This is a genomic window from Nocardioides taihuensis, from assembly GCF_042657275.1.
In the GTDB taxonomy this organism is placed as follows: Bacteria; Actinomycetota; Actinomycetes; order Propionibacteriales; family Nocardioidaceae; genus Nocardioides; species Nocardioides taihuensis.
In genome coordinates this window covers 134,256-152,987 of the sequence record NZ_JBHSKD010000008.1, presented here as the reverse complement: position 1 = coordinate 152,987, position 18,732 = coordinate 134,256, and the positions used below count along the sequence as shown (strand labels likewise).

The following is an 18,732-nucleotide window of genomic DNA, read 5'->3' as shown; positions in this document are numbered from 1 at the left end:
TTGAGGGTCAAGGCTGTGGAAACCCCCCTGATTTGCTGGGGTTCCTGTCGGTGGTCGCTGCTTGAGTGGACCCATGCAGGACCTCTCTCGGGACACCACTCTCGACCACGGACGTGACCGTGGCAGCGGGTCCACGTTGGCGACCGACTCCCCGGTCGAGGTCCTCGGCTTCCTGCGCGACCGGCGTGCCGCCGCGGACGCCGCGGAAGCCGACATCCTCAAGGCCGCCGCCCAGTGGGCGGCCATGCACTCCGAAGCGGCCCTCGACCCCGCCGAGCCGGTCTTCGGTGACAAGGTCGCCTCGCTGGCCGGCCCCGGTGCACCCGGGATCCTGGAGTTCTCGGTGATGGAGTTCGCCGCCGCCCTCGGCATGTCGACCGGCTGGGGTGCCGCCTACCTCGGTGCCGCGATCGAGCTGCGCCACCGCCTCCCGAAGGTCTGGGCCAGGGTCATGGCCGGGGACCTGCAGGCCTGGCGCGCCCGCCGGATCGCCGAGGCCACCGTGTGGCTCTCCCCCGCCGCTGCCGCGCACGTGGACCGGCACGTCGCCCCCGTCGCCCACCAGATCCGCCCCACCGCCCTCGACCGACTCGTCGAGGAAGCCGCCACCCGCCACGACCCCGACCAGCTCGCCCGCCGCACCCAGGCGGCCACCGACCGCCGCGGGGTCCACCTCGACACCAGCCGCACCTCGTTGGCCGGGACCGTGCCACTGCACGGCGAGCTCGACCTCCCCGACGCCCTCACCCTCGACGAAGCCCTCGCCCACGGCGCCGCCGGCCTCGCCACCCTCGGGTCCACCGAGTCCCTCGACGCCCGCCGCGGCACGTCGGTGGCGAGGGGGCGCGGAGCGTCCCCTCCCGGCGACGGGCTCGGAGCCGACCCGTCGGCAACGTACCGGGGGAGCGAAGCGGAGGAGGGCGGCTGGCGACGGGTCGGCGAGGGGTCCACGGCCCGGGAGCCACACGACGGACCTCGGGACCCCCGCGCCGAGCCGCTGGGCCGGGTCGGCACCACCCACACCCCCGTCACCGCCGACACCATCCGCGACTGGTGCGGCACCGCCGACCACCTCGTCATCAAGCCCGTCATCGACCTCCACCAGCGGATCCACGTCACCGCCTACGAGGTCCCCGACCGCATCAAGGAACACCTCACCCTGCGCGACCACACCTGCGTCTTCCCCTGGTGCACCCGACCCGCCGAGACCTGCGACACCGACCACGTCCACCCCTGGGACACCGGCGGGCGAGACCTCCACGGCCAACCTCGCACCCCTGTGCCGACGACACCACCGCGCCAAGACCCACGCCGGCTGGCACCTCACCATGCCCTCCCCCGGCACCTGCCTGTGGCGCTCACCCCACGGCCTCCACCTGCTCCGCGACCACACCGGCACCCGACTCCTCCCCGGCCCCGGCCGCACCTGACCACCCCGCCCCACACCCCGCCCCACAGCGGGGCCGTCGGCATGTCCGGGGTCCGTGTTCGGTCCCGCTCGTGGCGCCGTGCCAGAGTCAGGACGTGGCCCTGCCGACACTGCGTGGTCCGCGGCTGACGATGCGGCCGGTCGAGGAGAGCGACCTCGACTTCCTGGCGCGCCTCAATGCCGATGCCGCGGTGATGGAGCACGTCACCGGCAGGCCGGCGACGCGAGCCGAGACCGGGCAGGAGTGGGCGCGGCGGCTGGGCCCCCGTTCCGACACCGACCGCGGCCTGGGCTACTGGATCGGCCTCGACGACGACCAACCCGTCGGCTGGTGGGGGCTCGGTGCCACGGGCTCGGACCCCGGGTCGGGCGAGCTCGGCTTCCGGGTCCGCCGCGAGCGCTGGCGGCAGGGCTGGGGCACCGAGGGCGCCGCAACGCTCGTCGCCCATGCCTTCACGGAGCTGACGGTCACGCGGGTCTGGGCCGGTACGACAGTCGCCAACACCGCGTCCCGCAGAACCCTGGCGGCGGTCGGACTCACGTCGGTCGACGAGCCCTTCCCCGGCGTGCTCACCTACGAGGTCAGCCGTCGGCAGTGGCACGCGACCCACCCGAGAGCCGGGCGCCGAGGGGCCTGACCCGGTGGGGCGATCGGTGCCACGATGACCCCATGACAGCCGAGCTGCACGTCCTGACGGCGGGGTACGCCGCCGGCCGGGTGGCCAGCACCGTGGTGCTGGTCCGCGACGAGGGGCGGGCCATCGTCGTGGACCCCGGGATGGTCGCCCACCGCGGCAAGATCCTCGACCCGCTGGCCGCGCTCGGGGTGGCGACGTCCGAGGTCGGTGACGTGGTCTTCAGCCACCACCACCCCGACCACACGCTCAACGCGGCGCTCTTCGAGCGGGCGCGCTTCCACGACTTCTGGGCGATCTACGAGGACGACACGTGGACCGACCGCCCGGCCGACGGCTTCCAGGTCTCACCGTCGGTGCGGCTGATGGCCACGCCCGGTCACTCGGCGCAGGACATCACGACGCTCGTCGACACCGCCGACGGCCTGGTCGCGTGCACCCACCTGTGGTGGTCGGAGCAGGGGCCCGCGATCGACCCGCGGGCCGAGGACCAGGTCGCGCTCGACCGTTCGCGGATGGCACTCCTCGAGCTCGAGCCGGCGCTGATCGTGCCGGGCCACGGCGCACCGTTCCGTCCCGGGGCGCTCGAGCGCGGCTGACCGGTCAGAGGCGCAGCAGCTCGGGCTTCTCGTCGTCCTCGTCGTCCCAGCCGTCCCGGTCGCGGTCGTCCCAGCGACTCGTGTGGCGGGCGTGGGCGGCGACCGGTCGGCTGCGGGTGCCGAACGCCAGGGCGAGCGCGACCAGCCCGAGCAGGACCGCGCAGGTGCCGGCGACGACGGCGAGGTCGAAGCGCTGCTCGCCGACGACCACGCAGCGGACGGCGAGGTCCGCCCCGCCGGGCACCGGCTCGCCGCCGCTGACGTTGTCGGCGTCGTTCACCGCCGTGTCCCAGGGTGCCGCGCAGGTGTAGAGCGCGTTGTCCGCGCCGTGGATCTCCGGGTTGTCGAGGGCCAGCCAGACGGCCGCCGTCGCGCACAGGATGGCCAGGGCTACGAACAGGCCCACGGCGAAGGAGCGTCGCACCCGACCCACGCTAGGGGCACGAGCACCGAACCACCGTGCTCCACAGCCCGAGCGGCGACCGGCGTGTCGCGACGTCGGCGCAGGTCAGGCGGGCTCGGCGACCCACGTCATGGGGTCACCCCACCCGAGCTCGTCGAGCCCGTGGCTGGCGAAGGCCAGGGCGACGAGGGTACGGCGGTGGGCGGCGAAGGTGAGCACGTGCGCGACCATCCCGCCGTAGGTGAACACGTGCGCGGGCTCGCACAACGCGTCGACGAACGTGTCGTCGAGCCGCCCGGCGGCGACGACGTCGCGCACGTGCCCGAGGAAGGTCGGCCCCTCGACGGCGAGCCGCTCGCGCAACGAGGAGAGCGACTCGTGCTCCTCGACCGACCAGTCGTAGTCGCGGGTCGCGACGGCGGCGTTCCACATCCCCATCTGCCCGACGAGGCGCGAGAGGAGGCTGCGGATGGTCTGGCGGTCCTCGTCGACGTCGAGCACGATCGGCTGGTCGAGCTGCTCGTCAGTGAGCCGCTCGGCCAGCCGGACCATCTCGCCGGTCAGCCAGACGTGGTGCTCGACCATGCGGGTCAGGAGGTCCATCGGGGTCACCTGGTCTCTCGCCGGCAGCCGCAGGCTGCCGGGTGGTTGGAAGTGGACGCCGCTCGGCGCCTCGATCTGGATGTGCCCCGGCCGGCGGCGCCACGCGGCCGGCCCGGCGCCGTACGCCCGGGTGAAGGCACGGGTGAACGCCTCGTGCGAGCCGTAGCCCGCCTCGACGGCGATGTCGATCAGCGGCGCGCTCGTCGTGATCATCCGGTACGCCGCGCGCTCCAGCAGGATGCGCCGGCGCAGCGAGGCCGGCGGCTCACCCGCGACCGACCGGATCATCCGGTCGAAGTGGAAGCGGGAGAAGTGCAGCCGCGCGGCGCGCTCCTCCGCCGTCAGGTCGTGGTCGTCGAGCGCCTCGGCGAGGTGGTCGACGAAGTCCGCGAAGGCGTCGACGGCAGTGACGGTCATGCGCCCATCCTGCTGCCGGTGCGGCGTCCTCGTCTTGATCCGGGTTGCTCGACGCGACCCGCGGGCGTCAGAACCAGCCGGCGCCCTGGGCGATCAGCGCGAGGCCGAAGATCGCGAACAGCACGGCCGCGCCGTAGCGCACCGCCTTCTCCGGCAGCTGCCGCCCGAGCAGCGCGCCGACGCCGATGGCGAGCGCGTCGGCGAGCACCATGCCGACGGTCGAACCGATCCAGGTGCCGAACCACCCCTCCTGCGTGGCCAGCGTGATCGTCGCGAGCATCGTCTTGTCGCCGAGCTCGGCCAGGAAGAACGCGACGCCGACCGCCCAGATCGCCGCGCCCTGGCTGCTGCGCGCCTTGGCGGCCTCCTCGTCGGTGAGCTCGTCGCCGCGCAGCGTCCACAGCGCGAAGAAGAGGAAGGCCACGCCGGCGAGGACCGAGATCGTGCCCTGGTAGTCGGCGAACGCGTCGCCGACGAAGGCGCCGATGCCGACCGAGACGAGGTGCACGACCGCGGTGGCGACGGTGATGCCGATCAGCACGTCGCGGGCGCGGTAGCGGGCGGCGAAGGTCATCGCCATCAGCTGGCTCTTGTCGCCGAGCTCGGCGACGAAGATGACACCGGTCGACAGCAGGAAGGCGTAGAGCGTGTCGGTCATGGTGCGAGGTGGTCCTCTCGGCCCCCGGTCGAGGAGCCCGCATCCGGCGAGACGCTCTCGACCGGGCGCCCGTCGTCAGGGTCAGGTTCCGGTCGAAAGTCTCGTCCGCCACCAGAGGTGGCCTGCCGCGCCGGACCCGCAGGTCAGTGTGTCGACGCGGCTGTTGGGGACTACTCCCTTTCGCCGTCGACCCTAGCAACGACGGCGCCGGCGGTTGAAATCGTCACCAGGTGGTCACGCGTCAGCGCTGGGCCCTCAGCACGTCGACCTCGCACCCGGGCGCCGAGGCGTCGAAGCCGTGCTCGAACAGCCAGCGGATCGACGTGAGGCACCGCAGTGACCACCACCCGCGCACCACGTCGAGGTCGACGTCCTTGCCGTAGCCGGCGACGACGTCACCGAGGTGGTCCGGGTGCCCGAGGGTCAGGCAGGCGAGGTCGTAGAGGCCGTCGCCGCGGCCCGCCTCCGTCCAGTCGAGGATGCCGGTGACCTCGCCGCCCTCGACGAAGACGTGGGCGACGTGCAGGTCGCCGTGCATGAAGACCGGCTCCACCGGTCGGAGCGCCGCCGAGGCGACCTCGCGGTTGCGGGTGACCAGGTCGGCGGGCAGGACGTCGTGGGCCAGCAGCCACCCACACTCCTCGTCGAGTCGAGCTGCGTCGGCGTCGAGGTCACGCCCGGTCCACGGGGGCGGCGGCGCGTCGTGCAGCCGTCGTACGGCGGCACCCGCGGCGGCCCAGGCCTCGGACGAGGCGGTCGACGGCACGCCGAGGCGGGCGATCGCGGACCCGGGGAGGGCAGCGAGGGCGAGCACCGGCGGCCGCCGCCACAGCACCTCCGGCGTCGGGACCGGCGCCGCGGCCATCGCCTCGACCTCGCGGTCGGTGGCCGCCTGGTCGGCGTCGATCTTGAGGAAGACCTCGCCGACCCTCACGGTCGCACGCTCGTCGTGGGCCACGACGACCTCGACCTCGTCCACGGGGCCATCCTCGCCCGGTGCTGCCGAGGCCCCCAGCGGTTTTCCGGGCTGCGCCCGGCGCGCGGACGTCAGCCCACCCGGCACAGGCGCTTCACGGCGGCGAGGCCCTCCGGCGTCCCGGGCCAGTGCCGGTCGAGCGCCTCCTCGCCAGCGGCCCGCACCACCGACCGCAGCACGAGCGCCACGACGACCGCGTCGTCGGCGTACCCGACCACGGGGACGAAGTCGGGCACGAGGTCGAGCGGGAGGACGAGGTAGCCCAGCAGCAGCCCCAGCCGGACGCGGACGCCGCGCGGCAGCGAGGAGTCGGCGGCCAGGCGGCGCACGAGACGCACGACGTCGGGCAGCAGGCGCAGGACCGCGGTCATCGTCGTGGAGTCGCCCTCGCGCCGGGCGACGACCCACAGCGCGACGACGAGCGAGAGCCAGAGGAGCAGCAACCCGGCGGCCACGCCGACCAGCACCTCCCACCACGTCACCGGGCCACCCCGGGCGGGCGCGATGCCGCCGGCGTCACGGCCTGAGCGCCCGGATCCGGGCGTCGAGGTCGCGCCGGTTGTCGCGGCGGCAGGTCACCTCGACGACCTCGACCCCGCCGTTGGGCGAGGCGAGCGCCTGCTCGAGCTCCGGCAGCGAGGAGACCCGCAGGTGCGGGGTGCGCGTGGCGGCGCAGAGGCTGGCGAGGTCGGTGCCGTGGGGCGTGCCGAAGAGGGCGTCGTAGCGATCGGCGTGCTCGGGAGCGCCCTGCTCGAGGGTGGCGAAGATCGAGCCGCCGTCGTCGTTCACGACCACGATGGTGAGGTCGGGCTCGGGCTGGCCGGGCCCGCGCACCAGTCCGGTCATGTCGTGCAGGAAGGTCACGTCGCCGACCAGCGCCAGCGCGCGGGTCGAGCGCGGGCGTCCGAGTGCGGCGCCGATCGCGGTCGACACCGTGCCGTCGATCCCGGAGAGGCCGCGGTTCGCGACCACCTTGCGGCGCGCGCCGACGTCGTACCGCGGCACCATCAGGTCGAGGTCGCGGACCGGGTTGGACGCGCCGACCACGAGCAGCCCACCCGGCGAGAGCGCCCGGCTGACCGCGCCCGCGACCTCGTACGGCGTGAGGTCGGGCTCGGCGGCCAGCAGCGCGTCGAGCCGGTGCGACAGCGAGCGGTCCGCGGCCTTCCAGTCCTCGAACCACGACGTCTCGTCGCGCCCGGACGCCGACGGCACCACCACCAGGCGGTCGTCGACCGGGAAGGGCCGCGTGGTCCAGGCACCCCGGGTGGGGGTGTCGACGACGTGCACGTCGTCGCGCGCGAGCAACCGGCTCACCGGCCGCGACAGCGTCGGGTGCCCGCAGACCACGGCGCGCTCGACGCGCTGCCCGAGCTCGCCGTCGAGCAGCAGTCGGTAGGTGCGGATCGCGTGGTCGCCGGTGCGCGAACCGCTGGAGGGCTCGGCGAGCAGCGGCCACCCGCCGTCCTGGGCGAGGACCCGCGCCGGGGGGCCGGCGTCGTCGCCCGCGACGACGACCGTGCGGGGGCCGGGGTCGAGCGTCACCACCACCGCGGGCCGCACCCACCGGGGGGTGGGCCCGGGCGTGACGTCGGGCCGCCACGTGTCCTCGGGCACGAGCGGGTCGTCGAGCTGCACGTTGAGGTGCACGGTGCGGGTCAGCAGCGCGTCGCCGACGTCGTCGGGAGCTGCGACGTCGACGGTGGGCAGCAGCGGCCCGAACACCCCGACCTGGTCGGTGGTCTGGTTGGCGCCGGTGCCGCGCAGCCGCCCCGGCCGGTCGGCGGTCACCGCGACCAGCGGGACGTCGGCGTGCACCGCCTCGAGCACCGCCGGGTGGAGGTTGGCGACGGCCGTGCCGGAGGTGCAGAGCACGGCGGCGCGGCTGCCGGTCTTCGCCAGGCCCAGGGCGAGGAAGCCGGCGGTGCGCTCGTCGAGCCGCGCGTGCAGGCGCACCAGCCCGGCGGCCGCCGCGTCGTACGCCGCGAAGGCCAGCGGCGCGTTGCGCGACCCCGGCGCGACGACGACCTCGGTGACCCCCGCCTCGACCATCGCCGTCACCACGTGACGCGCGAGGGCGGTGGCGGGGGCGGTCACGACGACCGATCCTGCCGTACGGCGCGCACGGCGGCGAGGCGCGCCTCCCACGCGTCGACCCGGTCGGGCGCCGCGGCCAGCCGCTCCAGCGCCTCGTCGTCGACCTGCGGCACCCGCACCGGCATCATGCCGCCGACGGGCAGCAGCGGGTCGACGACCACGTCGTCGACGAGCAGCTGCACCGTGGCCAGTCCGCAGGCGTAGGGCAGCTCGGGCAGCGCGGCGGCCAGCGCGACCCCGGCCGCGATCCCGACGGAGCTCTCGAGGGCCGAGGAGACCACGACCGGGAGCCGGATGTCCTCGGCGATCCTCAGGCACGCGCGCACGCCGCCCAGCGGCTGCACCTTGAGCACCGCGACGTCGGCCGCGTGCAGGTCGCGCACGCGGTAGGGGTCGGCGGCGCGCCGGATCGACTCGTCGGCCGCGACCGGCACGTCGATCGCGCGGCGCACGGCGGCCAGCTCCTCGACGGTCGCGCAGGGCTGCTCGACGTACTCCAGACCCCCGGCCGCGCGGTCGAGCAGGCGGATCGCGGCCACCGCCTCGTCGACGTCCCAGCCGCCGTTGGCGTCGACGCGTACCCGGCCGGTCGGCCCCAGCGCGTCGCGGACCGCCTCGAGCCGGGCCTCGTCGTCGCCGAGGCTCTGCCCCGGCTCGGCCACCTTGACCTTGGCGGTGGTGCAGCCGCCGGCGAGCACGATCGCGTGCGCGCGCCGGGGGTTGGTGGCCGGCACGGTCACGTTGACCGGCACCTCGGTGCGCACCGGCGCGGGCCAGTCACCCGCGGCCGCCTCCTCCGCGCAGCGCAGCCAGGGCTCGGCGACCTCGGGCGGGTACTCCGGGAACGGGCTCCACTCACCCCAGCCCGCGCGCCCGCGCAGCAGCACGCCCTCGCGCACCGTGATCCCGCGGAACCGTGTCCGCATCGGCACCGACCACACGCGCACGTCGCTCACGCCCGCACCGCCCGCTCGCGCAGCGCCATCCGGTCGACCTTGCCGTTGGCCAGCAGCGGCAGCGCGTCGAGCACGACGAGCTCGCGCGGCGCCCAGGACCGGGGGTGCTCGGCGGCCACCCAGGCGCGCGCCTCGCCGAGGGAGAGGCCGGTGCCGCCGCCCGTGACCACGAAGGCCACCACCCGCTGGCCCCACTCGTCGTCGGGCACCCCGACCACCTCCGCCCCGCGCACCCCCGGGTGCGCGCGCAGCCGCGCGGCCACGACGCCGCCCGGAACGTTGACGCCGCCGCTGACCACCACGTCGTCGAGGCGGCCCAGCACCTGCAGTCGCCCGTCCTCGTCGAGGCGCCCGGAGTCGGAGGTGAGGAACCACCCGTCGACCAGCACCTCGGCGGTCAGCGCCGGGTCGCCGTCGTACCCCTCGAAGAGCGTGGGTCCGCCGATCCGGACCCGCCCCGCCTCGCCGATGGCCACCGCGACGCCGTCGAGCGGGAGCCCGTCGTACACGCAGCCTCCGCAGGTCTCCGCGGACCCGTAGGTCGCGACCACCCGGATCCCCGCGGCCTCGGCGCGAGCGCGCAGGGCGGGGTCGACCGGCCCGCCGCCGAGCAGCACGGCGTCCATCCGGCGCAGGGCGTCGGCCTCGGCCGGGTCGTCGAGCAGGCGCACCAGCTGGGTCGGCACCAACGAGGTGTACGACGCGTCCCCCCAGCCGTCGCGGACCGGCGCGGCCCCCGCGACCAGCGAGCGCACCACGACCTGGAAGCCTGCGACGTGCTCGGGCGGCAGCCTCAGCGACCAGCGGCCGGAGCCGCCGAGCCGCCGCGCCGTCGCCTCGACCGAGGCCAGCACCGCGCGGCGCGGGAGCCGTACCCGCTTGGGAGTCCCCGTCGACCCGGACGTCTCGACGACCCACGGCTCGGGCTCGCCGGGTGCCGCCAGCCACTCGGCGACCGCGGCCACGTAATCCACGTGACGCACGCTAGCGGTCCTTGAAAGGATCACCCGGTGGCGGGGGACACGAGCAGCACGGACACGGCACAGCGACCGAGCTGGTGGCGCCGGCAGCTGCCACCGACGCCGCTGGCCCGCAGGCTCTCCGTGCAGTCGATCCTCTTCGCGGTCGGCGAGGGCACCTTCCTCACGGGCTCGGCGGTGTTCTTCACCCAGATCGTCGGACTCACCGCGGCGCAGGTCGGCCTCGGCCTGACCATCGCCGGCGTCGTGTCGTTCTTCGTCGCGGTGCCGCTCGGCAAGATCGCCGACCGGGTCGGCCCCAAGCGCACCTGGGCGATCGGCTCCTTCGGCCAGGCCGGGCTCTACGTGCTGTGGCCGTTCATCGACGGCATGACGCAGTACGTGGCGATGATGATCGTGCTCGAGTGCATCGGCGTGCTCGGCTGGTCGGGCCGCGGCGCCTACACGATCGACGTGTTCCCGCGTGAGGAGCGGGTGCAGTCGCAGGCGTTCATGCGCGCCGCCCTCAACATCGGCTTCGCCGTCGGCGCCGCGATCGGCGGCCTCGCCCTGGCCACTGACAGCGACGCGGTCGTCCGGGCCGTGCCGCTGCTCACGTCGGCCATCCTGCTCGCCAACTCGGTCTTCATCACCCGGCTGCCCGACGCCCAGCACGACACCGCCCCGGCCGCGCCCGACCAGCTGGTCAACCCCAGCGCGCTGCGCAACCGCGGCTTCCTCGGCCTGATGGCGTGCGACGGCGTGCTCGCCACCAACCAGGTGCTGCTCAACATCGTGATCCCGCTCTGGCTGGTCGAGGAGACCGACGCCCCGCGGGTCCTGCTGGCCTGGCTCTTCGGCACCAACACGGTGATGGCGGTCCTGCTGCAGGTCGCGGCCGCCCGCGGCGTCGACTCCGTCGACCGGTCGCTGCGCGCGGCCCGGCTCTCCGCCGGCTTCTTCGTGCTGTCGTGCCTGATCGTCCTGGTCACCCACGACACCCTCGGCTGGGTCACGATCGCGCTGGTGTGGCTCGGCCACGTCACCGTGACCGGTGCCGAGCTCTACCAGTCCGCGTCCCACTGGGGCTTCATGTCCGACCTCTCCGACCCCGACCGCCGCGGCGAGTACCAGGGCGCCGCCCACCTCGGGGGCACGCTCGGCGGGGTGTGGGCGCCGGCCGCCTACACCTACCTCGCCATGAACTGGGGCAGCGCCGGCTGGATCACCATCGGCGCGATCGTGGTGGTCGCCACCCTGCTGATGCGACCCTTCGCCAGCGCGGCCGAGCGCTACCTGCATCAGGACTCCGTGTCGGACCGGGCGGCCCGGCCTGCTTGAATCCTCCGGTGGCCACCTCCGCTGACTGGATCGCCGGCGCCCGCCCGCGCACCCTGCCCGCCGCGGTCGCACCGGTCCTCGCCGGCACCGGCGTCGCGGCGTACCACGACGCCGCCGTGCCCTGGAAGGCCACGCTGGCGCTGGTCGTCGCGCTCGCGCTGCAGGTCGGGGTCAACTACGCCAACGACTACTCCGACGGCGTCCGCGGCACCGATGCCGACCGGGTCGGTCCGCTGCGGCTGGTCGGGTCGGGCCGGGCGGAGCCCGGTCACGTGAAGGCCGCCGCGTTCCTGTGCTTCGGTCTCGCCGCGGTCGCCGGCCTGGTGCTCGCCGCCACCACGGCGTGGTGGCTGGTCGCGGTCGGCGCGGTGAGCATCGTGGCCGCGTGGTTCTACACGGGCGGCCGCCGCCCCTACGGCTACGCAGGGCTCGGCGAGGTGATGGTCTTCTGCTTCTTCGGGCTCGTCGCGGTCGTGGGCACGTCGTACGTCCAGGCCGAGGCGTGGCTGCTGCCCGAGTCGGTGTACGCCGCGGTGGCGATCGGCGTGCTGGCCTGCGCGATCCTGGTGGCCAACAACCTGCGCGACATCCCGACCGACGCCGAGGTCGGCAAGCACACGCTGGCGGTGCGGCTCGGCGACGCCCGCACCCGCACGCTGTACGCCGTCCTCGTGCAGGTCGCCGCGCTGGCCATGGTGCTGCTCGCCTGGAGCACGACGTGGTGGGCGCTGCTCGGGGTGTTCTACGCCGCGCCCGTCGCGCCGGCGGCCCGCTCGGTGCTCGAGGGTGCCCGCGGCCCCGACCTCGTGAAGGTGCTGCAGCAGACCGGGCTGGGCGAGCTGCTCATGGGCGCCGGGATCTTCTTCGGCGTGCTGTGGAGCCAGCGGCCCTGACGGGAGACCCCGACGGGCCGGGTCAGTCGGCGTCCTCCTTGGAGCGCAGCTCCTCGAACTTCGACGACGCACGCCGGGCACGCTCGTCGACGCGGCGGGCGAACGCCTCGCGCTGGCGGTCGAGCAGGAAGTAGGACCCGATGCCCGAGACCACGAACGCGATCACCAGCGCCCACAGGATCGGTACGTCGCCGGCGATGAGCACCCAGGCCCCGGCCACGACGCCCAGCGACGCCAGGAAGAGCACGACCCGCAGACCCGTGTAGACGACGAACTCCTTCACGGACTCAGGGTATGCGGTCACCGCTGTGCCTCTACATTGGAGGGGTGCTCAAGTTCGTGATCCTGATCGCCCTCCTGGCGGCGGCGATCTATCTCGTCGTCCGGGTCGTGCAGCGGGGCAGCCTGCGACCGGCACCGCGGCGTCCCCGGCCCGATCCCCCGCGGGTCATCGGTCCGGACGACGACCCCGACTTCCTGCGTGACCTCGACCGCAAGCGCAAGCGCAAGCACCCCGAGGATCCCGAGTCGCCCGCCGTCTGACGGGCGCGCCCGGCTGGTCCAGCCCGGGGCCGGGTCAGCGACCGGGGGTGACCGGCGCGACCGCAGGCGCGGCGTAGGAGTGCTGGCTGCTGGTCGAGAAGTAGTTGATCCCGATGAAGTTGAACCACAGCGTCGCCAGCCCCACCAGCGCCAGGATCGCGGCGTTGCGGCCCTTCCACCCGGCGGTGGAGCGGGCGTGGAGGTACGCGGCGTACACGACCCAGGTGATGAACGCCCACACCTCCTTGGGGTCCCAGTTCCAGTAGCTGCTCCAGGCCTGGTGGGCCCAGATCGGGCCGGTGATCAGCACGGCGAAGGTCCACACCGGGAAGGCGAAGGAGTGCAGCCGGTAGGCCAGCCGGTCGAGCACGTCGGGTGCGGGCACCCGCGCGAGGTAGCCGGCGGGCCGCGCGGACCGGCGCGACTTCACGAGGAAGAGCGCCGAGCAGATGCCGCCGAGGGTGAAGGCGCCGGTCGCGACGATCGCGGACACCACATGGATCACCAGCCACGGCGAGTAGAGGGCCTCGGTGAGGGGCTCGACGGGCTGGTAGAGCCAGACCACCGCGACCATCAGCGTGGCGAGGACGAAGGTGAGCACGATCGGCGCCATCCAGGCGAGCCGCAGCTTCTGGCGCAGGGCGAGGTAGAGCGCGGCCACCACGAACGTGCCGGCGAGCGTGAACTCGTACATGTTGCCCCAGGGCACGCGGTTGGGGTCCGCGGCCATGCCCCGGCCCAGCAGCGCGACGAAGTGCAGCACGACCGCGACGGCGGTGAGGATCAGCCCGAGCCGGCCGAGCATCGCCGTACGACGGGCGGTCGGCTCGTCGAGCCCGGCAGTCGACTCCGGGTCGGAGGGCCCGGTCGCCACCGCGACCCCGCCCGCGGTCGCGGCGGAGGTGGTGGTCGCGGACGTCGCGGCGGCCGCGGCGACCGGGACCCGCCGCAGCGCGCTCCACTCGACGAGGGTGGCGAGCAGGGCGAGGAAGTAGACCACCCCGCAGGCCGCGACGGCCTGGTTGCTCAGCGACTCCCACGCAGCATCGGTCACGACGACTTCCCTTCGGTCTTCCCACGGAGCGCGGTCACGATCCCCTCCAGCACGGAGGCGGTGTCGCCCCCGCCCGAGCGGTCGAGCACCGCGACCTCCACCAGTGTGCCGTCCTCGTCCTCACGGGCACGAACCCAGACCCTTCGTGGACGGATGAACAGCGAGCCCATCAGCCCGAGCAGGGCCAGCACCACGCCGCCGAGGGCGATCATCTTGCCCGGCGTCCGGCTGATCTGGATCTTGTTCCAGCGCTCGACCCCGTCGAAGGAGACCGTGCCGAGGCCGTCGGGCAGCTTCACCTGCTGGCCGGGCTGGAGGTCGACGCGGAACATCGACCCGTCGGGCTTGTCGACCCGCTCCACGCCGGACTTGTCGAGCTCGTAGACCGACTGCGGCGCACCGGAGTCGAGGCCGAGGTCACCGACGTAGACCAGCATGGAGATCGCGGGGTTGAGGTCGTCGCCCATCACCGAGAACGGCCCGGTCGCGTCGGTGAAGGCGTACGTCGGGTAGAACTCGCCCTCCAGCCCGATCTGGGTCGGGCGGGCGTCGGGGGCCTTGATCACGCCGAAGGAGCGGAAGGTCTGGTCGGTCGGCAGGAAGATCGTCGGCCCGCTGTAGGCGACGTCTCCGTTGCCGTCGCGCACGGTGATCACCGGCGCGTAGCCGTGCCCGATCAGGAAGACCTGGGTGCCGCCGATCGTCAGCGGGTGGTTGACCTTGAGGTCGTACTGCTGCTCCGGAGCGGTCGGCGACTCGCGGTAGTCGAGGTGGGAGACGAAGCCGCGGGCCTGCCCCTGCGACGGCCCGTCGGTCAGCCAGTCGACGTCGAAGGAGTTGATGTCGAAGGAGAACGGCTCCATCGCGTCGGGGTCGAAGAGGCTGCCGGGCACGAAGTCGTCGTACTGCGTGAGGTTGTTGGAGAAGCCGTTCCCGACCACGAGGATCACGCCGCCGCGGTAGCCGAACAGGCTGCCGATGGCGAAGCCGGCCAGCACCACCAGCACCGCGAGGTGGAAGACCAGGTTGCCGACCTCGCGGAGGTAGCCGCGCTCGGCCGAGACCTCGCCGGGCGCATGGCTCACGACCCGGTAGCGGCGCCTGCGGAGCTCGGCGACGGCGCGCTCGGCGGCAGCGTCGGCCCCCTCCTCGCTGCGGTACGACGCATGGTCGGGCAGGCGGGAGAGGTGGCGCGGCACCGCCGGCGGCTTCGAGCGCAGGGCCCGGGCGTAGACGAAGGTCCGCGGCACGATGCAGCCGACCAGCGAGATCACCAACAAGATGTAGATCGCCGAGAACCACACCGAGTCGTAGACCGAGAAGAGCCCCAGCTTCTCGTAGATCGGCGTCAGCGTCGGGTGGGCGGCCTGCCAGCGGGAGGCCTCGAGCGAGTCGACGTCGGACTGCGGGATCACCGAGCCGGGGATCGCCGCCAGGGCCAGCAGCAGGAGCAGCACGAGCGCGGTGCGCATCGAGGTGAGCTGGCGCCAGGCGAAGCGCAGCAGCTCGCGGAAGGTCAGCTCGCCGGGGCGCCGCTCCTCGGTCTCCGCCGGGCGCTCGAGCTCGTCCACGCCGCTCACAGCGGTGTCTCCGAGGACTGCACGAGGTGCACCTGCAGCCAGGTCACGGCGTGGTCCCACCAGCCGGTGACCAGCGCGAGCCCGACCAGCACCAGCATCAGCCCGCCGGCGCGGACCACGAAGAGCTGGTGGCGGCGCACGAACGCGAACGCGCCGAGCGCCCGACGGTAGGCGAGCCCGGCGACCACGAACGGCAGGCCCAGGCCGATCGCGTAGACCGCCGACAGCAGGGCGCCGCGGGCGGCGGTGGCGTCGGCCACCGAGAGCGTGTAGATCGCGCCGAGGGTGGGGCCGATGCAGGGGGTCCAGCCGAGGCCGAAGAGGAACCCGAGCAGCGGCGCGGCCGCGAGGCCGACGGCGGGCACGGTGTGCACCCGGTAGTCGCGCTGGAACCACGGGACCACGCCCATGAACACCAGGCCGAGCAGGATCGTCAGCGAGCCCATCACCACGGTCAGCTCGCGCCGCCACTCGACCAGCCAGCCGCCCATCGCGCCGAAGAGCGCCCCGAACAGCACGAAGACCACCGTGAAGCCGGCGACGAAGAGCAGCGACCCGACCAGCATCCGGCTGCGGCCGCGCACGCCGACCTGGGCGTTCTGGAGGTCGGCACCCGACAACCCGGTGGCGTAGGAGAGGTAGCCCGGCAGCAGCGGGATCACGCACGGCGAGAAGAACGAGACCAGCCCGGCCACCAGCGCGACCGGGATGGCGAGCACCAGCGACCCGGAGGCCGCCTGGTCGGAGAACCAGTCACCCACCGGCGCTCCCCCCGCCCGAGCCGCTGTCGGAGGTGCCGTCGTCGCTGTCGACGACCTCGTCGATCACGTCGACCAGCGTGGTGCGGCCGGGGACCGGCCCGGAGATCACCGCGGCGACGCGGCCCTCGTCGTCGAGCACCACGGTGCTCGGCACCGAGGCCAGGTTGATCCTGCCGGTGAAGGCGAGCAGCGCCCGCCCGTCGGGCGCGTAGATCGAGGGGTAGTCGACCCCGGCCTCGCGCTGGAAGGCCAGGCCCTGGGCCTGGCTGTTGTCGCGGATGTTGATGCCGACGAAGGTCGCGCGGTCGGCGGTCTCCTTCGCGGCCTGGGCCAGCATCGGCATCTCGGTGCGGCACGGCGCGCAGCCCGACCACCAGGTGTTGACCACCGTGACCTCGCCCCGGCTGTCGGCGAGGTCGACCGGGTCGCCCTCGAGCGACTCACCCGTGAGCTCGACCGGCTCGCCGCGGTCGGCGGGTTCGATGACCGCGATCTGGCCGTTGCCGGCGATGTAGCCCTTGTCGCCGGTGCCCTGGAGGCCGGAGCAGCCCGCCGTCGCGAGGACGACAGGCACCACCAGCACCACCACGACGGCGGAGGTCACACGTCTCACGCGGCTAGGGCCTCTTCTCCTCCGGGGCGCCCCCGGCCGAGAACGGCGCCGCCTTGTCCCGGGCCGGGATCAGGTCACCGGCCGGCTCGGAGTAGGTCACCTTCGTCAGCGTGTCGCCGACGAAGTGGAAGGAGGTCAGCGAGCACAGCGTGCACTGGCGGTGCCGCGGGTCGTGGAGGTAGCGCCGGCCCTCGGCGTGCAGCCGGGCCACCCAGATCGGCAGCTGGTGGGAGACGACGACCGCCTCGTGCCCGCGCGCGGCCTCCCGCGCGTCGTGGACGGCGGCGGTCATCCGGGCCGCGACCTGGGCGTACGGCTCGCCCCAGGACGGCGTGAAGGGGTTCCAGAGGTGCCGCCAGTGCTTGGGGTTGAGCAGCGGCCGCACCCCGCCCGCGAAGTTGGTGCCCTCGAACTTGTTGGTCGACTCGATGACCCGCTCGTCGAGCTCGACCTCGAGCCCGCGCACGCGCGCCAGCGGCGCCGCCGTCTCCTGCGCCCGCTCGAGCGGCGAGGAGCGCAGGTGGGTGATGTCGCGGTCGCCGATGACCTCGGCCACGCGCTCGGCCATGGTGCGGCCGAGCTCGGAGAGCACGAAGCCCGTACGGCGCCCGTAGAGCACGCCCTCGGGGTTGTAGACCTCGCCGTGGCGCAGCAGGTGGACGACGGTGGTCTCGGGCGTGGTCTCGGGCGTCTGGCTCATCGGGCGTCCTCGGAGGCGGCGGCAGCGGCGCGGGCGGCGGCGGGCAGGGCGTCGAGCACGGTGCCGATGGCGCGGTCGTCGTGGGCGGCGGAGAGGAACCAGCCCTCGTACGCCGAGGGCGGCAGGTGCACGCCGCCGTCGAGCATCGCGTGGAAGAAGGCGGCGTACGCCGCGACGTCCTGGCGCGAGGCGTCCTCGAAGTCGCGGACCGGGCCCTCGGTGAAGAAGACCGAGAACATCGTGCCGCTCGACTGCACGGTGTGCGGCACGCCGGCGGCGTTCAGCGCCTCGCCGACCGCGGCCTTGACCGTGTCGCCGGCGCGGGTCAGGTGGTCGTAGACCTCGTCGGTGGCCAGCCGCAGGGTGGTCAGGCCGGCGGTCGTCGCGACCGGGTTCCCCGACAGCGTGCCGGCCTGGTAGACGCGGCCCTCGGGCGCGAGGTGGGCCATCAGGTCGGCGCGGCCGCCGAAGGCCGCGGCCGGGAACCCTCCGCCCATCACCTTGCCGAAGGTGACCAGGTCGGGCACCCAGCCCTCGACCGCGCCGTCGAGGCCCCACTGCCCCGTGCGGGAGGCCCGGAAGCCGGTCATGACCTCGTCGCTGACGAAGAGGGCGCCGTGCGCGCGGCAGGTCTCGGCGAGGAACGCGTTGAAGCCCGGCTCGGGCGGCACCATGCCCATGTTGCCGGGGGCGGCCTCGGTGACCAGGCAGGCGATCCGGTCGCCGTGGTCGGCGAATGCCTTCTCCACCGCCGCCCGGTCGTTGTAGGGCAGCACCAGGGTCAGCGCCGTGGACGACTCCGGGACGCCGGGCGTGCCCGGGACGGCGAACGTGGCCAGGCCCGAGCCCGCGGAGGCCAGCAGCGAGTCGACGTGGCCGTGGTAGCAGCCGGCGAACTTCACCACGACGTCGCGGCCGGTGGCCCCGCGCGCCAGCCGGATCGCCGACATGGTGGCCTCGGTGCCCGAGGAGACGAAGCGGACGCGCTCGACCGGGGTCCGGGCCACGATCTCCTCGGCGAGCTCGACCTCCGGCTCGGTGGGGGTGCCGTACGACGAGCCGCAGGCCACCGCGGCCTGCACGGCCGCCTGCACCTCGGGGTGGGCGTGCCCGAGCAGCATCGGGCCCCACGAGCAGATCAGGTCGACGTAGTCGTTGCCGTCGACGTCGGTGAGCCAGGCCCCGCGGGCCGAGCGGATGAAGCGCGGGGTGCCGCCCACCGCGTCGAAGGCGCGCACCGGGGAGTTCACCCCGCCCGGGGTCACGGCGCGGGCACGCGCGAAGAGCGCGGCGGAGGCGTCGGTGGGGGCGGGCACCGGCCCATTCTCCCTGACCGACCAACCGTCCGACGAACCGGTGCACGTGCCCGCACGACCGTGGTGGTACGGACCACTCCCGGAGGGTGACCACGGGTCGGCCGCCACGCTCGAGGTTTTCCCGTCACGGCCGGGGGGAACGGTCGTCACAGGTCCCGCCGGAGCACGCCGCAGATCCACCCGGGTGACAACAAGGGGG

The 18,732-nt window shown here is 74.0% G+C and carries 21 protein-coding genes; 6 read left to right on the top strand and 15 right to left on the bottom strand.

Going from position 1 to position 18,732, the window contains the following annotated elements; translation table 11 throughout:
* Nucleotides 1–73 precede the first annotated feature (73 nt).
* The 3 genes from ACFPGP_RS08575 to ACFPGP_RS08565 are packed head-to-tail and all read left to right on the top strand — an operon-like array spanning nt 74 to nt 2,663.
* Nucleotides 74–1,558 (top strand): HNH endonuclease signature motif containing protein, encoded by a 1,485-nt coding sequence (locus ACFPGP_RS08575; RefSeq protein WP_378589236.1) that lies wholly within the window; start codon nt 74–76, stop codon nt 1,556–1,558.
* Nucleotides 1,525–2,067 (top strand): GNAT family N-acetyltransferase, encoded by a 543-nt coding sequence (locus ACFPGP_RS08570; RefSeq protein WP_378589234.1) that lies wholly within the window; start codon nt 1,525–1,527, stop codon nt 2,065–2,067. Before ACFPGP_RS08575 ends, ACFPGP_RS08570 begins: the two co-directional genes overlap by 34 nt.
* A gap of 32 nt (nt 2,068–2,099) precedes the next feature.
* Nucleotides 2,100–2,663 carry an MBL fold metallo-hydrolase gene (locus ACFPGP_RS08565; protein WP_378589233.1) on the top strand — a complete coding sequence of 188 codons (564 nt, stop codon included), beginning with the start codon at nt 2,100–2,102 and terminating at the stop codon, nt 2,661–2,663.
* Nucleotides 2,664–2,667: 4 nt separating this feature from the next.
* Here ACFPGP_RS08565 and ACFPGP_RS08560 read toward each other — a convergent pair whose 3' ends face one another.
* The 8 genes from ACFPGP_RS08560 to ACFPGP_RS08525 all read right to left on the bottom strand — a co-directional run bounded on the left by ACFPGP_RS08560 (nt 2,668) and on the right by ACFPGP_RS08525 (nt 9,747).
* The gene (locus ACFPGP_RS08560) at nt 2,668–3,087 is read right to left on the bottom strand and encodes a hypothetical protein (protein ID WP_378589231.1); all 420 of its coding nucleotides are present in this window, start codon (nt 3,085–3,087) and stop codon (nt 2,668–2,670) included.
* A gap of 84 nt (nt 3,088–3,171) precedes the next feature.
* On the bottom strand, nt 3,172–4,086 hold the full coding sequence (locus tag ACFPGP_RS08555) for a helix-turn-helix transcriptional regulator (RefSeq protein WP_378589229.1): 915 nt from the start codon (nt 4,084–4,086) through the stop codon (nt 3,172–3,174).
* 67 nt (nt 4,087–4,153) lie between these two features.
* Nucleotides 4,154–4,744, bottom strand: a complete 591-nt coding sequence (locus ACFPGP_RS08550; protein ID WP_378589227.1) for a TMEM165/GDT1 family protein — start codon at nt 4,742–4,744, stop codon at nt 4,154–4,156.
* A gap of 241 nt (nt 4,745–4,985) precedes the next feature.
* Nucleotides 4,986–5,723 (bottom strand): phosphotransferase family protein, encoded by a 738-nt coding sequence (locus ACFPGP_RS08545; protein WP_378589226.1) that lies wholly within the window; start codon nt 5,721–5,723, stop codon nt 4,986–4,988.
* Nucleotides 5,724–5,791: 68 nt separating this feature from the next.
* A complete protein-coding gene (locus tag ACFPGP_RS08540; protein WP_378589224.1) occupies nt 5,792–6,202 on the bottom strand; it encodes a YkvA family protein in 411 nt (136 codons plus the stop codon).
* A 34-nt stretch (nt 6,203–6,236) separates the two neighbouring features.
* A complete protein-coding gene (gene menD, locus ACFPGP_RS08535; protein ID WP_378589531.1) occupies nt 6,237–7,772 on the bottom strand; it encodes a 2-succinyl-5-enolpyruvyl-6-hydroxy-3-cyclohexene-1-carboxylic-acid synthase in 1,536 nt (511 codons plus the stop codon).
* 41 nt (nt 7,773–7,813) lie between these two features.
* A complete protein-coding gene (locus ACFPGP_RS08530; protein ID WP_378589529.1) occupies nt 7,814–8,743 on the bottom strand; it encodes an o-succinylbenzoate synthase in 930 nt (309 codons plus the stop codon).
* Nucleotides 8,744–8,769: 26 nt separating this feature from the next.
* Entirely contained in the window at nt 8,770–9,747 is a 978-nt protein-coding gene (locus tag ACFPGP_RS08525) for an AMP-binding protein (RefSeq protein WP_378589223.1), read from the bottom strand.
* A gap of 36 nt (nt 9,748–9,783) precedes the next feature.
* Between ACFPGP_RS08525 and ACFPGP_RS08520 the strand changes: the two genes are divergently transcribed.
* On the top strand, nt 9,784–11,073 hold the full coding sequence (locus ACFPGP_RS08520; RefSeq protein WP_378589221.1) for an MFS transporter: 1,290 nt from the start codon (nt 9,784–9,786) through the stop codon (nt 11,071–11,073).
* 8 nt (nt 11,074–11,081) lie between these two features.
* Nucleotides 11,082–11,966 carry a 1,4-dihydroxy-2-naphthoate polyprenyltransferase gene (locus ACFPGP_RS08515; RefSeq protein WP_378589219.1) on the top strand — a complete coding sequence of 295 codons (885 nt, stop codon included), beginning with the start codon at nt 11,082–11,084 and terminating at the stop codon, nt 11,964–11,966.
* Between the two features lie 22 nt (nt 11,967–11,988).
* Here ACFPGP_RS08515 and ACFPGP_RS08510 read toward each other — a convergent pair whose 3' ends face one another.
* Nucleotides 11,989–12,249, bottom strand: a complete 261-nt coding sequence (locus tag ACFPGP_RS08510; protein WP_378589217.1) for a DUF4229 domain-containing protein — start codon at nt 12,247–12,249, stop codon at nt 11,989–11,991.
* Nucleotides 12,250–12,293: 44 nt separating this feature from the next.
* Between ACFPGP_RS08510 and ACFPGP_RS08505 the strand changes: the two genes are divergently transcribed.
* On the top strand, nt 12,294–12,509 hold the full coding sequence (locus ACFPGP_RS08505) for a hypothetical protein (RefSeq protein ID WP_378589215.1): 216 nt from the start codon (nt 12,294–12,296) through the stop codon (nt 12,507–12,509).
* A 34-nt stretch (nt 12,510–12,543) separates the two neighbouring features.
* Here ACFPGP_RS08505 and ccsB read toward each other — a convergent pair whose 3' ends face one another.
* Genes ccsB through hemL form a run of 6 tightly spaced genes read right to left on the bottom strand, consistent with a single transcriptional unit; the run spans nt 12,544 to nt 18,533 of the window.
* Complete coding sequence (gene ccsB, locus ACFPGP_RS08500) at nt 12,544–13,563, bottom strand: c-type cytochrome biogenesis protein CcsB (RefSeq protein WP_378589213.1); 1,020 nt, start codon at nt 13,561–13,563, stop codon at nt 12,544–12,546.
* Complete coding sequence (gene resB / locus ACFPGP_RS08495; protein ID WP_378589212.1) at nt 13,560–15,143, bottom strand: cytochrome c biogenesis protein ResB; 1,584 nt, start codon at nt 15,141–15,143, stop codon at nt 13,560–13,562. The genes ccsB and resB overlap by 4 nt, the downstream gene beginning before the upstream one ends.
* Nucleotides 15,140–15,904 (bottom strand): cytochrome c biogenesis CcdA family protein, encoded by a 765-nt coding sequence (locus ACFPGP_RS08490; protein ID WP_378589210.1) that lies wholly within the window; start codon nt 15,902–15,904, stop codon nt 15,140–15,142. The genes resB and ACFPGP_RS08490 overlap by 4 nt, the downstream gene beginning before the upstream one ends.
* Nucleotides 15,897–16,517, bottom strand: a complete 621-nt coding sequence (locus tag ACFPGP_RS08485) for a TlpA family protein disulfide reductase (RefSeq protein WP_378589208.1) — start codon at nt 16,515–16,517, stop codon at nt 15,897–15,899. The genes ACFPGP_RS08490 and ACFPGP_RS08485 overlap by 8 nt, the downstream gene beginning before the upstream one ends.
* A gap of 4 nt (nt 16,518–16,521) precedes the next feature.
* Nucleotides 16,522–17,217, bottom strand: a complete 696-nt coding sequence (locus tag ACFPGP_RS08480) for a histidine phosphatase family protein (RefSeq protein ID WP_378589206.1) — start codon at nt 17,215–17,217, stop codon at nt 16,522–16,524.
* Nucleotides 17,214–18,533 (bottom strand): glutamate-1-semialdehyde 2,1-aminomutase, encoded by a 1,320-nt coding sequence (gene hemL / locus ACFPGP_RS08475; RefSeq protein WP_378589205.1) that lies wholly within the window; start codon nt 18,531–18,533, stop codon nt 17,214–17,216. The genes ACFPGP_RS08480 and hemL overlap by 4 nt, the downstream gene beginning before the upstream one ends.
* Nucleotides 18,534–18,732: the final 199 nt, after the last annotated feature.